A 16,274-nucleotide genomic window follows, 5' to 3' on the forward strand; every position below is an offset into this window, starting at 1 on the left:
AAACGCGAAGGAGGTTTGACATGATGTTATCCGTGATGCCGTCCATGATGCGGTTTACTGCCGAATTGATTGGCTGGATTGAAGGGAATCTTGATAGCCCGTTGATGATTAACGATGTCACCCGTAAGTCGGGCTACAGCAAATGGCACCTGCAACGCCTGTTCAAAAAGGAAACCGGGCTATCGCTTGGCACTTACATTCGCAACCGGCGGCTCAGTAAAGCGGCGGTTGAACTCAAGCTGACCAGCCAAACCATTCAGGATGTGGCGCTGCGCTACTGTTTTGACTCTCAACAGTCGTTTACCCGCACATTCAAAAAGCATTTTGGTATCTCGCCGGGGCATTATCGGAAATTGCCCTCCTGGGATTTTTCCAGCCTGCAACCTTCGCTGGGCGGTGTACTGGAGTGGCTGCCCATTCCTGACGTGGTGAGCGCCCCGAGAATGCCATCAGAGACTCGCATGTATACCTATGTGCAGAACGTCGATGATTTTACCGCCAACAATGGCAACATGCCGCGGGTAAAATTATGGGAGAGCGTTGCCGAAAAACAGCCTGAGACTCACGCGGTGATTTACGCCCTTTCCACGTTCTGCCCGGACGATAACCGGGTTCATCGCTGTGTTCGGATCAATTATCATCTGGGAACCCTGGCCGCAACACAGGGCAGTGATGATTTTCGCGTAATGCCGCAGACGGCGAATACCGGTGCTGGTACGTTATTGGATGATTCGCCCCATCGTTCCGATGAGAGCGCCCATTATTTGCGTTTTAAATTTTCCGGCGCAGAGCAGGAATATGCGGCATTTTTGCAAACCCTCTATCATCATATTTTACCAGGGCAAGGTTATATTCGAACCGAGGGCTGCGATCTGGAAATTATTCGTTGCCGGAAAACAGCGCAGGGAAAAATAGCCACTGATTTTTTTGAGGTGGACTATTACATTCCTTTTACACCGCAATAAGCCATCGGGTGATGGCCTGTTTTTTTATCTGCGACGTGGTGGTTGTGTTATTTATGGCGCGTTTAACCGTTAATCCCATAGGTATTTATGATGATCTGCCTCAATGAAGTGTGAAGTTTTTTAAAAACTTCACACCTGCGTGCTGTTGCCGGTTTTACAACGGTGTACTATCTGTCGTCATCCCCTGACGGGCGGTATTTTTCGCCGCATAAAACACAGGATGGCTTTATGGCGACAGCAACCAAGATGCCGCAATCCCCGACTCTCCTCCATGACGTAACACATTACTGGGACAACCGTGCCGCCGGTTACAACCAGGTCAATATGGCTGAATTACACAGTGACAAACGCCGTGTATGGCAGCAATTAATACTGCAACATGCGCCGGATAATCCGCGGCTGACCGTGTTGGATATTGGCACCGGGCCGGGTTTTTTTGCCGTAACGCTGGCGCTGGCGGGGCATGAGGTCACGGCGGTTGATGCCACGCCCGCCATGCTGGCGCAGGCCCGGCGCAATGCCGGGCACCACGGTGTGGCGGTGCGCTTTTGTTGCGCCGACGTACAGGCGTTACCCTTTGCGGATAACAGTTTTGACCTGCTGGTCAGTCGCAACGTGACCTGGAATTTATCGCAGCCGCAGGCGGCCTATCAGGCGTGGCATCGGGTGTTGAAACCTGGCGGGCGTCTGCTGAATTTTGATGCGAACTGGTATGCGCACCTGTTTAGTCAAACGGCGCGGGAGGCGTACTGGCGTGACCGGCAGCGGGCGCACGCGATGAATATTGCCGATCATTATGCCAATACCGATACCGTTGCGATGGAAAATATTGCCAGAACGCTGCCGCTTGGCAGAGAAATACGGCCGCAATGGGATATTCAGGCATTACGCGCCTGTGGTTTTCGCCATATTGAAACCCAGAATGATATTTCTGAGCGGGTGTGGGATGACGAAGAAAAAATTAATTATGCCTCCACACCGATGTTTATGATCGTTGCTGAAAAATAATCAGGGAGCTGACGTAATGCAAAAGCAGGGTTATTTTCAGCCAGTGCTCGCGCTGTTGCTGATATTATGTGGCACTGCGTATGCTTACGCACAACCGGTGCCGGAAAAATTGGTCTATGCCAGCACTAAAGATATTCGTGATATTAATCCGCATCTCTACGCTGGTGAAATGGCCGCGCAAAATATGGTGTTTGAGCCGCTGGTTATCAACACGCCCGAGGGCGTCAAACCGTTTTTGGCCGAGCGCTGGGAGATTTCACCCGATGGCCGGCACTACCGTTTTTATTTACGCCAGAATGTGCGTTTTAGCGATGGCGAGCCGTTTAATGCCGACGCCGTTAAACAAAATATTGATGCGGTGCTGGAGAATTATCCGCGCCACGCCTGGCTTGAGCTGGTGCGCCAGATTGAGCGCGTAACCGTGGCCGGGCCTTATCAGGTAGAGATAACGCTGAAGTCACCCTATTACCCGACGCTGGTGGAGCTTGGGCTGACCCGGCCGTTTCGCTTTATCTCACCCAAGGCGTTTATCGCCGGTCATACCCGAGAGGGCGTGAGCCATTATGCCGGAACCGGGCCGTGGCTGTTGTCTGACTATCAAAAAGACCGGTTTGCGCTGTTTCGCGTTAATCCTGACTACTGGGGCGCGAAACCCGCCATCCCTGCCGTCTTGTGGCGGGTTATCCCGGATCGGCAGACGATGTTGATGGCGCTGCAAAAATCCGAGGTGCAGTTAATCTTCGGCGCGGATGGCGACATGATTGATATGGAGAGTTTCGCCGCCCTTCAGGCGTCCGGCCGTTATCAAACCTTGATGAGCGAGCCGGTGGCCTCACGCTCGCTGGTGCTCAATAGCAGCCGCCCGATTACCGGTGAAAAGGCGGTGCGCCGCGCCTTGCAATACGCGGTGGATAAAGAGGCTATCGCCAGCGGTATTCTGGCGCATACCGAAAGCGTGGCACACACCCTGATGGCGCGCAGCGTACCTTACTGTGACATCGACCTGCCGGTGTCGCGTTTTGATTTATCTAAAGCCGCCCAACAGCTTGATGAGGCTGGCTGGCGGTTAACGGCTGGCAGCTCGGTACGGGAAAAACAGGGGCGGGCGTTGACGTTGGTGCTCTCTTATAACCGCGATAACGCGGCAGAAAGCGAGATTGCCGAATTGATTCAGGATGATTTCAGGAAAATCGGTGTGCGCTTACAACTGCTTGGCGAGGAAAAACACGCCTTTCTCGATCGCCAAAAGGCCGGTGATTTTGACCTGCAATACGCGTTGTCATGGGGAACGCCGTATGACCCGGCTTCGTATATCTCGTCGTTTCGTATTCCGGCGCATGCCGACTATCAGGCGCAGAAGGGGCTGCCTGGCAAGCGAGACATTGATGCCATGATAGCGCAAATCCTGCTGACACCGGACGAGGCAACGCGTCGGTCATTGTATGCACAGCTGTTTACCCTGCTGGCGGACGAAGCCGTCTACATCCCGTTAACCTATTCCAGAACCAAAGCCATTTACTCTCCGGCGCTAAAAGGGGTGACGTTCAATGTGTCGCAGTATGAAATTCCCTTTGAGAAAATGTCTTTCTGATCGAGGGTGCGCCAGCGCCGTCGCACCGGGTGCCGCTGGCCTTAACCTCGCGCTTGACGGGAGGCCCTGATGCACCGTTACCTGATAAGGCGCTGCCTGCTGTTACTGCCGTTTATGGTGGCGGTGTCTTTTCTTGTGTTTGCCATGATGCACCTGATCCCGGCCGACCCGGCTGAAGTGGCATTACGCAGTAATGCCATTACACCAACACCCGAGGCGATAGCGCTGACCCGGCACGAGCTCGGGCTGGATGCGCCGTTCTGGTCACGTTACGGGCAGTGGCTTTGGCAAGTGTTACACCTTGATTTTGGCCGCTCGTTTATTACCCGCGCCCCGGTGCTGGCGGTGTTTGTGCAAGCGTTACCCGCCACGCTGGAGCTGGCTGGCGCGGCGTTTGTGCTGATTGTGCTGCTGTCCCTGCCGTTGGGCATCGGATGTGCGCTCAGAGAAAATCGCCTGTTTGATAAAGCGGTGCGCTGCGTGTTGTTTATCACGGTGGCCATGCCAGCCTATTGGCTGGGATTACTGTTGATATGGGGTCTGGCGGTGGGGCTTGCCGGGTTTGAGGTGGCCGGGCGCGAGAGCCACAGCGCGGTGGTGCTGCCCGCCATCACGCTGGCATGTGGCTACCTCGGCACGTACGTGCGGCTCATCCGGGGCAACATGCTGGCGGCCCTGAACCAGCCTTTTGTGTGGTATGCCCGAGCCCGCGGATTGCCGGAGCGGGTGATAATCCTGCGCCATGTGCTGATGAACTCACTGCACTCGGCGCTGAGTGCGATGGCCATGAGCCTGCCGAAATTGATGGCAGGCACGGTGGTCATCGAAAGTGTTTTTGCCTGGCCCGGCATTGGCAGGCTGTGCGTCTCGGCGATATTCAATCGTGATTATCCGGTTATCCAAATGTATATCCTCTTTATGGCAATGCTGTTTCTGGTGAGCCACTTGCTGGTGGACATCGCGCACGCCTGGCTTGATCCGCGAATCGCAAAGGGGAGCGGGCGATGAGAGCAAGCGTCATGGTGGAAAGCGTGTGGCCGCGTATAAAGCGCGATCCTCTGCTGTTAGTGTGCGGCCTGCTGCTGGTGATAGTCATGCTGGCCGGGCTGTTTGCGCCTTATATCACCTGGCATGACCCGCTGTTGACGGCGGTGAGGCAAAAATATCAGGGCATCAGCCTGGACTATCCACTGGGCACCGATAACCTTGGGCGCTGTGTGTTTTCCCGTCTGGTGTATGGGGTGCGTACCACCGTTTTCTACAGCCTGCTGGCGATGTTCGGTACGGTATCGCTGGGCGTACTGGTAGGGATGGTGGCCGGTTATTGCGGCGGGCGTACCGATGCCTGGCTGATGCGCGCCTGCGATACCCTGTTGGCCTTTCCGGCAGAGGTGATGATTCTGGCGCTGGCCGGTATCGTGGGGCCAGGGCTGGACACGATATTGCTGGCGGTCATCGTGGTTAAATGGGCCTGGTATGCGCGCATGATAAGGGCGATGGCCGTGCGCCAGCGTCATCGCCATTACGTTGATTACGCCCGCCTGATTGGTGCGCCATCGCGGCATATCATTATCCGTCACCTGTTCGCCGTGGTGGCCGCAGAACTGGCTATTCTGGCATCGGCCGACGTGGGTAGTGTGATGTTACTGATTTCAGGATTATCGTTTCTTGGCCTGGGCGCGCAACCGCCCCAGCCAGAGTGGGGCAACATGCTCAGTGACGCCAAACAGGTGATGCTGGTTCACCCCGAACAGATGTTACCTGCCGGTATGGCTATTGCGGTGGTGGTGGCGGCATTCAATATTGTTGGCGATGCGTTGCGCGATGGGCTTGACCCGGCCAGCCAGACCTCGCTACATCAACAGGTTGAGGAGAGTGGCGACGGCGGAGCGGCAGCGAGCGAAGCGGCGATGAAGCGAGGTGTGGATGCAACCGCTACTGAGCGTTAACAACCTGTCGGTGATTGACCGCCACAGCGGGGCGGTGAAAGTCAGCGGCGTACAATGGCGGCTCGGGGCGCATGACAGTCTCGGCATTGTCGGGCAGAGCGGCAGCGGGAAAACGCTGCTGTGCCGCAGCTTGCTTGGCCTGTTGCCGCCCAATCTGTGTGCCCGTGGCGACATTCAGTTTAATGCCCGGACGTTACACCCTTCCTCGCCGGAACAATGGCGCGACCTGCGCGGGCGACAGATAGCGTTTATTATGCAAGAGGCCATGAGTGCCTTTGACCCGTTGTGCACCCTTGGCCAGCAACTGGATGAAACCTTGCGCTGGCAAACCACATTATCCCGTGCGGTGCGGCACCAGCGGGCGATAGCGATGCTGACGCAATGGCGGCTCGACAACCCACCGGCGTTATTGCGCAGCTACCCGCATCAGCTCTCAGGCGGCATGTTACAGCGGGTGATGATGGCATTGGCGTTTGCATCTGCGCCCGCGCTGATGATTGCCGATGAGCCCACCGCCTCGCTTGATAGTGTGACGCAATACGAAATAGTGCAGCAACTCCGGCAGCAATTGCAGGCCAGCCGCAGTGCGTTGCTGGTGGTGTCGCACGATCTGGCGCTGGTGCAGGCGCTGGCCCGGCGCGTCATCGTGATGAAAGAGGGGCGTATTGTTGAGCAAGGGGAAACCACCCGGGTGTTCTCGTCTCCGCAACATGAGTACACCCGCTATTTGGTTGCGATGCGGCGGCGCTTAAGCCAGCCTTTTTTGCGCCTGCGCAACGGAGCGACGGATGTGGCTTGAGGTGCGACAGCTTGAAAAACGCTATCCGGTGCGCTGCCATCGCCTGTTTGGCCATGACTACCGCACGGTCATCAACGGTGTCACGTTTTCACTGGCGCGCGGCGACTGCCTGGGGCTTATCGGGGCGAGCGGTTCAGGGAAAAGTACCCTTGCCCGCCTGATAGGCGGGCTGGAGCGGCCCGATAGCGGTGGAGTCTGGCTGGCGGGGGAGCCTGTGTTGAGCACAGCACCGCACCGCGCGCGCATCAGCGGTGTTTTTCAGGATTACCGCACGTCGATTAATCCCACCATGACGGTGCAGCAGGCCATCGCCGAACCCCTGCGATTAAGCATGTCGTTGAGCCCGCGCCAGCTTGCCGGGCAGGTGGCCGAGATACTGATAACGGTAGGGTTATCGCCACAGCTGGCGGCGCGCTACCCCCATGAGCTATCCGGCGGGCAGATTCAACGGGTGTGCATTGGCCGGGCGATTGCGGGCTCGGCCCAACTGTTGATCCTAGATGAAGCGATAAGCGCACTGGACGTGTGCTCACAAGTCCAGATTCTGGATCTGCTGGCGCAGCTCAGGCAGCGCTTTGCGCTCACTTGCGTGTTGATTACCCACGATATTCAGGCTGCGGTGTACTTGTGTAACCGGTTTTTGTTCTTGCATGCGGGGGCTATTGTTGAAGAGGCCGATGTCGCCCATCTCGGCGCGCTGTCACACCCGGTGGCCAGACGTTTGCTGCATGCAGTGCAGGTGTTTGACTAAGCCTGCTTACAGGGTGAGGCGGCGGGGCGTTATCTGCATCACGTCATGCTAAAAAAACGGTGAGCTCACAGAAATGCCCGCAAGATTATTGCAGGATAAGGCCTGAGTTGTTCGTGTCATAACAGGGCAGATAGGTCGGGAATAATGAACCAGGGAAAGGGTGTGAAACGGTCAGTCTGGGCTGCCGCGTTGGTTGTGTTGATGGCACAGGACACAGGCGTCAGCGCCACCAGTCAGGTGACGAGCGCCGTGCCAGCCTGCGGCGCAGGGCTCACCCGTGCGCCCGCATCCGCCGTGAGCTGGGCCCGTGGCATGGAAAACCAGCGTAAAGCGGATTTGGGCAACGGCTGCTATCTCAACCCGATTTTATCCGGCGATCATCCAGACCCGACAATCCTTCAAGAAGGTCGTGACTACTACATGACCTTCTCATCGTTTGATGCCATTCCCGGCCTGGTCATCTGGCATTCACAAGACCTGATTAACTGGCAACCGCTGGGCCCGGCTATCACCACACCGGTCGATGCCATCTGGGCCCCGGAACTGACGAAATATCAGGGGCGCTATTACCTCTATTTTATTACCAATAAAACCGACCCGGTTTCCGGTGCCAAAACCAAGAAATTCTACGTCACGACGACCGATGATATTCGTCACGGCAACTGGAGCCTGCCCCATGAAATCGTGGTGAAAGATGCCAAAGGGGGCAACGGCGCTACCAGTGACCCCGGCCACATCGTTGGCGAAGACGGCAAGCGCTACATTTTTATGTCCGGCGGAGTGCGGGTGCAACTGAAGGATGACGGCACCGCTGTGGCCGAGGGCGAGGCCGGTATCGCCCGCGTGGTCTACAACGGCTGGCAATATCCACAGGAGTGGGACGTGGAAAGCTTCTCGCAAGAGGGGCCGAAAATGTTGCGGCATGGCGAGTATTTTTACATGGTGCTGGCTGAAGGGGGCACCGCAGGCCCGCCAACCGGACATATGGTGGTGGTGGCCCGCTCCCGTTCAGTGAACGGCCCGTGGGAGAATTCGCCCTACAACCCGATTATTCGCACTCAGGATGCGCGAGAGAAATGGTGGTCACGCGGCCATGCCACCCTGGTCGAAGGGCCAAACGGCCAGTGGTATATGGTTTACCACGGTTATGAAAACGGCTTTATGACGCTCGGGCGGCAAACGTTGCTGGAGCCTATCGAATGGACATCCGACGGCTGGTTTAAAGCGGCGGGATACGATGTGGGCGAGCCTATCCCTGCGCCGACGGGCGGGACGGCGGTGGCGCACGGGCTGGCATTGTCTGACAGTTTTCGTCCTGAACGGTTCGACAAGGTCTGGAGTTTCTATATGCCGGGGGCGGATGAGACATCGCGCCTGCGCTTTGATGATGGCAGCCTTATCCTGCAAGCGCGCGGGCGTAGCCCGAAAGATTCGCCGCCGCTGGTAATGAACGCAGGCGATCTGTCATACCAGATTGAGATGGAGATGACGTTCGAGCCGAAAGCGCAAGCCGGGCTGTTACTGTTCTACAGCAACCGACTGTATGCCGGGCTGGCATTTAACGCACAGGGCACGGTGTTGCATCGCTATGGGCTTGAGCGCAATGGCGCGGCGATAGCCGATATCACCACGTCGCATGTCTATATCCGGCTGACCAACCGGCGCAATATTCTGACGTTGTACACCAGCCCGGACGGCGAAAAATGGACTAAGTACGGCGTGCAAATGGACGTGTCCGGTTACAACCAGAACGTCGGCTACGACTTTCAGGCATTAAGGCCCGCAATATATGCAGCGGGAGAAGGGCAGGTTCGTTTTTCTCATTTTCGCTATAGCGCACTGCCGTGATGACGAAAACGAAGGCCTGATTGCTGTCACCCGCGTCGGTCAACCGGGCGGTTTTATTATCATGTTCATGGAGGATGTGTCTTATGTCATACCGTTATTCGCGATTATCGTTGCTGAGTCTTGGTTTATTGGCCGGGTTGTCTGGCGCAATGGTGACGGCGACCCCGGCGCTGGCGGCCACCGCAGGCTGTAATAAAAGTTGTGTGGATTACCTGCGCGACAATGAGCAGGCCCGGCCATTAACGTCCGCGCTGATTGCCTCTATCAGCGATGCGTCTCTGCGCACGCAATTCACCACGTATCTCAATGCCTCTGCCAGCGCCCGCAGTGCCGATAAAGCGGCGCTGGCGGCGGAGCGCAAAGGCATGACCCGCTTTCCAGCCCCACGCGGCTCGGCCAAAGGCAACCTGAGCACCATGCCGCTCAATCAGTCTGCGGCGTATTACCAGTCGGACGAGGCGCTGAAAATCGCGCAGGAGATCATGAGTTATCAGATACCGTCCGGCGGCTGGGGCAAGAATATGGCGCGTACTGGCGTGGTGCGTGCCAAGGGCGAGTCCTACATCGTTGATGAGGTGGATGCCAGCGAGTCTGGTAGCTGGCGCTATGTCGGCACCGTGGATAATGGCGCGACCACCACGGAACTGCGTTATTTGGCGAAAGTGCAGGCCGCGCGCGCCAGCGGCGCAGAGGTCGCCAAAATTCAGGACAGCATCGTGCGTGGGGTGAAATACCTGCTGGCCGCACAGTACCCGAATGGCGGCTGGCCGCAGGTTTACCCGCTGGCGGGCTGGTACAACGATGCGATCACCCTCAACGACGATGCGATGCTGCGGGTGGTGAAGTTGCTCAATGAGATAGGCAGCGCCAGCAACAGCGATTTTAAATTCCTCGATAATGCCACGCGCGTAAGCGCACAGCAGCAGGCGACCAAAGGGATTAACTGGTTGCTGAATAATCAGGTGAAAATCGGTGGGAAGCTGACTATCTGGGGGCAACAGCATGATATGTTGACGCAGCTACCCACCGCGGCGCGTGCATTTGAAATGGCGGCGCTCAGTAGCTCGGAAAGCGCTCAGATAACGCTATTCCTGATGTCGTTGCCGTCGCCCAGCGTTCAGGTGCGACGCGCGGTGTATGCGGCGGCGGATTTCTTTAACGCCACCCAGATAAAGGGCCAGTCCTGGTCGAATGGCAAGCTTTCCAGTGCACCGAATGGCGTACTGTGGGCGCGTTTCTATGATCTTTCTGCCTATACGCCGGATGCCAGTAACGTCGCCAAACGCGCTCAGGTGCTATTCGGCGACCGCCCGGAACCGCATGACAGCAGCGCATTCGGCCTGGTATTCAGCTCTATTACCTCGGTATCTACCGAGCGCCTGACAGGGTATGCCCAATACAATTCTACGGGGCAGAACGTGTTGAATACCTTTGCCACCTGGAGCCAGAGTAACCCTCGTCCCTGATAAGTGACAGATGAGTCTACGGTGCCAATCCACCCGTCGGGCTGGCACCGTTTTCAGCCTTACATTTAGCGCAGCCTTCCATTTAGAGCGGACAACAAAGGTTGTGAGTGCACCGGCCCATTCCATGAGTTTTAAATCTCAATATTACGTCCGCCCTTTCCTGAAACACCGTAATGTATTGTCGCTATTAAAGGTGATTATTTTATGTGGCTGTGGCAATGGCCGCATTACGAATACCCGGTAACTCTTATGTTGTACCACGCTGGCACAACCGTCAGTCAGTGATAAGGCGTTGCTAAATACCTATGATAATTATCGAAGCGAAACGCTTTAATTAAACCATCCCTTTTGTGGCTTCCCCCTGAAAGGTTCTTTTTTTATCGAAAAGGCTGAGAAAATGACCGAAGAAGATATTTATCCATTATTAGGTAAATTAGCCAATGGCCATGTTTATGCGTATGCCGTGCCATGCTGTGATTATCACAAACATCACGAGAGACAGCCGTTTATTCTGTTTTCCCTGAGTCAGGCAAATCAGTATGACGCCAGCCAGCAATTAACCACGCAACATATCACGGTTAGCGCGGATTGCTATGCCAGCACCATTGTTGCAGCGCGAAAATTACGTGAGCAGGTGGCGCGTGAATTATCTGTGCTGAAGCCTGTGAAAGCAGAAGAATATAACGATTTTGATGTCGAATATGACCAGTTCCGCATGACATTAACTATCGATATTTCGCGCTAATTAAACTGTCGGCATTCATCGTTGGGTGTGCCCGCGCAGATAAAATTCGAGGGTGCGCACTAAAATAAAAGGTATAAAGAGATGTGGTATCAAACCGGTCGTTTATCTTTATTTAATGGCAGCAAAGTTGTGCTGGGAAATAACACCGCCTTTGCAGATAAAAATAATGGCGTGGTCGCTGGCGGCATGTTACTGGTTTTTACCGACGGCCATATTCAGATTCATGAAATTGCCGGAGTGGTGTCTGACACCGAGCTTCTGCTGGCCGGTGAATATGCCGGTTGTACGCAAAGTGGCGTGCGCTATGCCGTTCCGGTGTTTGGTCGTGATGATGGTTTTGACCATGCGGCCTATGTGGCACAGATAGCGGCGATCCTGGCGGGTTACCAGTCACAACTGGCGCAATGGAAACAGGTGCTGACCGAGCACGGTCAGGTCACGTTAATGAACAGCGCAGGCCAGAGCGTGGTGGTGAAAACCCTGCCGGATTTGACCGATGCGGTCAGCCGGATGATGGATAAAACCCTCAACGGTGCAGATATTGCGGATAAAGCGCAGTTTGTCGCCAATCTTGGCCTGAGCGATGTGGTGCGCAAATCTGACCTTGCCAGCCACACCCATACCGCGGCGCAGATTACCGATTTTACCGATGCGGTGCGCAAGGTGCTGGTCTCGACGCTGGCGGCCGGGCAGGGGGTATCACTGGCCTATGATAATATTAATCATCAACTGGTTATCAGTGCGACAGGCAATGGCGGCGGTGGTAACAGCGGTGGTGGTAACGGGTATACGGTGGTGACGCGTGTGGGCGTGACGGCCAGTCAGAGTTTTACCTTCCCGCTGAGCACAACCGGCACGATGGATTACAGTTTCGAAGCCTTTGCGCTGAAGGAGGAAGCCGGACTGACGAACCAGACGGCGATGCTGGAGTCGTTTGATGCAACCAGTAAAGTGAATTATAACCAAACTTCGTCACTGCTCTGGGATGGCACCTTGAAACCCTACATCGGTGGTCAATTCTCGCTGACAGTACAAGGTTCGGTGTATTCTTCGCTTGTTGCTACCGATGTGGGTCAATTAACCGTGAGTGCGATGCCTGTTTCGCTGGTGCCGAAATTAACCTCTTCAACTTCAGCGACAGGCATTACCGTTTCACAAAGCAGCGCATTTAATAATGATCCTCGCTGGTATGGCTGGAAGGCATTCGATGGCGGTGTTACCGGTGAAGATTCGCGTTGGTCAACCCAGGCTGGTTTTCCCCAGTGGTTATCGGTTGCATTCAATGATGCCAAGTCTGTTGATTACTACTTTATTATCTGTCGCCAGGATCTTTCTTCTGGCGGTGTACCGAAAGATTGGATTTTTCAAGGCAGTGATGATGGGATTAACTGGGTGACATTAGACAGTCAATCCGGTGTGACTTTTACGCCTAATGAGAAAAAAATATTCAGTATCAATAAAGCAACCTACAAAAATTTTCGTATCTCTGTTTCTGCTGTGAACACGAATAGTAGCCTTGTGACTATTACTGAGTTTGGCTTGATGCAGCGCGAGCAAAAAATCTTATTGCGTTCTGGCAATACTTATTACACCAGCGTGAATGGTGTGCTCACTCAGGTGGCTGCCCCCTCACAACCTGGCGATATTGCTGCCTTTGGTTTTATCAACTCAGGAAAAATTAGCGCGTTATCCTTGGCGGATAAACTCCCATTGAGTGTTGTCGCAGAAGGGGCAGGTGATGTTGCGGTGTCTTTCACTCCTGATGCACAAATGATTTTGCCGAAATCATTGACCAGTGCTAAATCGTGGGTATCGATTAACTCAGCAAAACTGTCTGCAACCCTGACGGGTAAAGGTGTGGCTCTTATCGCCGTGTCTCGCGATCTGAACGATTGGTTCGTATGGAATGGGAATGCCTGGGTATCTATTGGGGGACTCTCTGCTGATAGTAACAGTGCGAATAAACTCATCGCAAATGGCATGACAGACTCCACATTGGCTAAAATTACCGCAGCACAATGGGCATTGCTCTTTTCAGATACGAATGGCCAGCCTGATAAGTTAGGGTTTGCTTTAGCATTGAATGTACCAGACCCATTATCAGACAACGCAATTGTTGATTCACTGACGTTGAATGTAAATAATGCTTCTGCCTGGAAAAAACAAACTGAAACCGAAGTGGAGATCCGCTGGTATCCCGATCAGGTGACATTTAAACCGGTGACCGCAGGTAATTATAAATTCGCTTATCAGTAATCAAGAACTCTATATATCACTGCTTCTAAACTATTTTTGGTTTAAAAATAACTTATTTAATTTTTCGTTTTTTGAACGGGTCAGAAATGGCCCGTATTTATTTTTGTGATTCGTCTCTTTTTATTTGTGGGTTGTTATTCAGTTATGGCACAACAATCAGTCAGTGATAAGGCGTTACTAAATGCCTATGATAGTTATCGAAGCGAAACGCTTTAATTAAACCATCCCTTTTGTGGTTTCCCCCTGAAAGGTTCTTTTTTTATCGAAAAGGCTGAGAAAATGACCGAAGAAGATATTTATTCATTATTAGGTAAATTAGCCAATGGCCATGTTTATGCGTATGCCGTGCCATGCTGTGATTATCACAAACATCACGAGAGACACCCGTTTATTCTGTTTTCCCTGAGTCAGGCAAATCAGTATGACGCCAGCCAGCAATTAACCACGCAACATATCACGGTTAGCGCGGATTGCTATGCCAGCACCATTTTTGCAGCGCGAAAATTACGTGAGCAGGTGGCGCGTGAATTATCTGTGCTGAAGCCTGTGAAAGCAGAAGAATATAACGATTTTGATGTCGAATATGACCAGTTTCGCATGACATTAACTATCGATATTTCGCGCTAATTAAACTGTCGGCATTCATCATTGAGTGTGCCCGCGCGGATAAAATTCGAGGGTGCTCACTAAAATAAAAGGTATAAAGAGATGTGGTATCAAACTGGTCGTTTATCTTTATTTAATAGCAGCAAAGTTGTGCTGGGAAATAACACCGCCTTTGCAGATAAAAATAATGGCGTGGCCGCTGGCGGCATGTTACTGGTTTTTACCGACGGCCATATTCAAATTCATGAAATTGCCGGAGTGGTGTCTGACACCGAGCTGCTGCTGGCCGGTGAATATGCCGGTTGTACGCAAAGTGGCGTGCGCTATGCCGTTCCGGTGTTTGGTCGTGATGATGGTTTTGACCATGCGGCCTATGTGGCACAGATAGCGGCGATCCTGGCGGGTTACCAGTCACAACTGGCGCAATGGAAACAGGTGCTGACCGAGCACGGTCAGGTCACGTTAATGAACAGCGCAGGCCAGAGCGTGGTGGTGAAAACCCTGCCGGATTTGACCGATGCGGTCAGCCGGATGATGGATAAAACCCTCAACGGTGCAGATATTGCGGATAAAGCGCAGTTTGTCGCCAATCTTGGCCTGAGCGATGTGGTGCGCAAATCTGACCTTGCCAGCCACACCCATACCGCGGCGCAGATTACCGATTTTACCGATGCGGTGCGCAAGGTGCTGGTCTCGACGCTGGCGGCCGGGCAGGGGGTATCACTGGCCTATGATAATATTAATCATCAACTGGTTATCAGTGCGACAGGCAATGGCGGCGGTGGTAACAGCGGTGGCGGTAACGGGTATACGGTGGTGACGCGCGTGGGCGTGACGGCCAGTCAGAGTTTTACCTTCCCGCTGAGCGCAACCGGCACGATGGATTACAGTTTCGATGCCTTTGCGCTGAAGGAGGAAGCCGGACTGACGAATCAGGTTATTGTGAACAACTTTGATAATGGCACCGGCATGGTTGCAACAGAAGGTATGGTGTTTAATGGTGTAATGAAGCCATATACAGGGGGCGATACGACGCTGACAGTGAATGATAATGGAATTTACGAGGCGACTATTCCTGAAGTACAGATTAGCGATATTCAGGTATCTGCTTATACATCGATTACTCCGGTGTTAACATCAAATACAGCAGCATCCGGAATAACAGTCTCAGCGACGAGCACAAATGGGATTAATTACCCATGGAAAGCCTTTGATGGGAACACATCAACCTACTGGTCGAATAACAGTGGTCCATCCGGACTCATTGTGATGTTCTCTGCCAGCACGACTGCCAGCGGGTATTATCTTGATGCGGCGCTGGCAGGACCGCCTGGGGGAACTGGCTCTTGGGATTTTCAGGGCAGTGGTGATGGGAGCACATGGACAACACTTGATTCTGGAACCGGTAATAGAGTGACTGTTACGAGGTCATTTTCTCAACCGGTGACATACAGATATTATCGGCTATACCTTCCCGGGAGTGGTGGTTCAGTTTATGAAATGAAAATCCTCAATAATGTTCAACGAGTGTTAATTCAGGCAAGTGATAATAAATACTATACCGTGATGAATGGTGAGCTAACACCTGTACCCTTGCCATCATCTGTTGCCGATATCTCAGCAGCAGGTTTTATCTCGTCTGGAAAGATAAAGAATATTATTGTGAAAAAACTGGTCTCGAACCAAGGGGGCAGTCTAAATGTTATTGTATCACCCACACCACAGGTTGCTAAAACTGCTGTCCTGACAAATATTAAATCATATAACTCGTTGTCTACAGTAACAGCAGCGACAGTGTTGACAGGTGCTGGTGCAGTAAAAATGGCTGTATCACGGGATGGAAATGAATGGTTTACATGGAATGGTAGTTCGTTTTTTTCTATTGGTGAATTAACTATTGATCGTGCAGGGGCAGATAAATTAAATATGCAGGGGGTGGCAGCAACAACGTTGAATGCTTTAACTAATACGCAATGGGCATTATTTTATGCGGATGTACAGGGAGTTCCTGATTATATTTCCTTTGCGTTTGGTTTCTCTGTCCCCAATGGTGCTACGGATAACGCATTAGTAGATAAGGTTTTACTTTCAGCTATATTTTCTGCCTGGAAAAAACAAACTGAAACCGAAGTGGAGATCCGCTGGTATCCCGATCAGGTGACATTTAAACCGGTGACCGCAGGTAATTATAAATTCGCTTATCAGCAACCGTAATATGTCGTGTAAAACGTAACAGGTGAAATACGTGACGTAGTCTGGTGGTCACCCGTCTTATCTGCCCGGTTTTCCG

At 53.2% G+C, this 16,274-nt stretch carries 13 protein-coding genes; all 13 read left to right on the forward strand.

What is annotated here, in order from left to right; translation table 11 throughout:
- Positions 1-20 precede the first annotated feature (20 nt).
- Positions 21-965 (forward strand): helix-turn-helix domain-containing protein, encoded by a 945-nt coding sequence (locus DAQ1742_RS07215; protein ID WP_051124064.1) that lies wholly within the window; start codon positions 21-23, stop codon positions 963-965.
- Between the two features lie 228 nt (positions 966-1,193).
- Complete coding sequence (locus DAQ1742_RS07220) at positions 1,194-1,973, forward strand: class I SAM-dependent methyltransferase (RefSeq protein WP_083961068.1); 780 nt, start codon at positions 1,194-1,196, stop codon at positions 1,971-1,973.
- Positions 1,974-1,989: 16 nt separating this feature from the next.
- Positions 1,990-3,564: a nickel ABC transporter substrate-binding protein gene (gene nikA, locus DAQ1742_RS07225; RefSeq protein ID WP_035342772.1), complete on the forward strand. Its 1,575-nt coding sequence runs from the start codon at positions 1,990-1,992 to the stop codon at positions 3,562-3,564.
- A 69-nt stretch (positions 3,565-3,633) separates the two neighbouring features.
- On the forward strand, positions 3,634-4,572 hold the full coding sequence (opp1B, locus tag DAQ1742_RS07230) for a nickel/cobalt ABC transporter permease (protein ID WP_035342770.1): 939 nt from the start codon (positions 3,634-3,636) through the stop codon (positions 4,570-4,572).
- Positions 4,569-5,513: a nickel/cobalt ABC transporter permease gene (gene opp1C / locus DAQ1742_RS07235; protein WP_067487143.1), complete on the forward strand. Its 945-nt coding sequence runs from the start codon at positions 4,569-4,571 to the stop codon at positions 5,511-5,513. Before opp1B ends, opp1C begins: the two co-directional genes overlap by 4 nt.
- Positions 5,491-6,312: an ATP-binding cassette domain-containing protein gene (locus DAQ1742_RS07240; RefSeq protein WP_035342768.1), complete on the forward strand. Its 822-nt coding sequence runs from the start codon at positions 5,491-5,493 to the stop codon at positions 6,310-6,312. The genes opp1C and DAQ1742_RS07240 overlap by 23 nt, the downstream gene beginning before the upstream one ends.
- On the forward strand, positions 6,302-7,063 hold the full coding sequence (locus tag DAQ1742_RS07245) for an ABC transporter ATP-binding protein (RefSeq protein WP_035342766.1): 762 nt from the start codon (positions 6,302-6,304) through the stop codon (positions 7,061-7,063). Before DAQ1742_RS07240 ends, DAQ1742_RS07245 begins: the two co-directional genes overlap by 11 nt.
- Before the next feature lie 201 nt (positions 7,064-7,264).
- Positions 7,265-8,911: a family 43 glycosylhydrolase gene (locus DAQ1742_RS07250; protein WP_083961156.1), complete on the forward strand. Its 1,647-nt coding sequence runs from the start codon at positions 7,265-7,267 to the stop codon at positions 8,909-8,911.
- Positions 8,912-8,994: 83 nt separating this feature from the next.
- Positions 8,995-10,377, forward strand: a complete 1,383-nt coding sequence (pelA, locus tag DAQ1742_RS07255) for a pectate lyase (protein ID WP_051124063.1) — start codon at positions 8,995-8,997, stop codon at positions 10,375-10,377.
- Between the two features lie 397 nt (positions 10,378-10,774).
- Entirely contained in the window at positions 10,775-11,122 is a 348-nt protein-coding gene (locus DAQ1742_RS07260) for a hypothetical protein (RefSeq protein ID WP_035342764.1), read from the forward strand.
- Between the two features lie 81 nt (positions 11,123-11,203).
- Positions 11,204-13,378 carry a discoidin domain-containing protein gene (locus DAQ1742_RS07265; protein WP_180706268.1) on the forward strand — a complete coding sequence of 725 codons (2,175 nt, stop codon included), beginning with the start codon at positions 11,204-11,206 and terminating at the stop codon, positions 13,376-13,378.
- 279 nt (positions 13,379-13,657) lie between these two features.
- The gene (locus DAQ1742_RS07270) at positions 13,658-14,005 is read left to right on the forward strand and encodes a hypothetical protein (RefSeq protein ID WP_035345534.1); all 348 of its coding nucleotides are present in this window, start codon (positions 13,658-13,660) and stop codon (positions 14,003-14,005) included.
- A gap of 81 nt (positions 14,006-14,086) precedes the next feature.
- The gene (locus tag DAQ1742_RS07275; RefSeq protein WP_180706269.1) at positions 14,087-16,198 is read left to right on the forward strand and encodes a discoidin domain-containing protein; all 2,112 of its coding nucleotides are present in this window, start codon (positions 14,087-14,089) and stop codon (positions 16,196-16,198) included.
- The last annotated feature ends 76 nt before the right edge of the window (positions 16,199-16,274 follow it).

Origin of the sequence: Dickeya aquatica (assembly GCF_900095885.1) — a bacterium.
Classification (GTDB): Bacteria; Pseudomonadota; Gammaproteobacteria; order Enterobacterales; family Enterobacteriaceae; genus Dickeya; species Dickeya aquatica.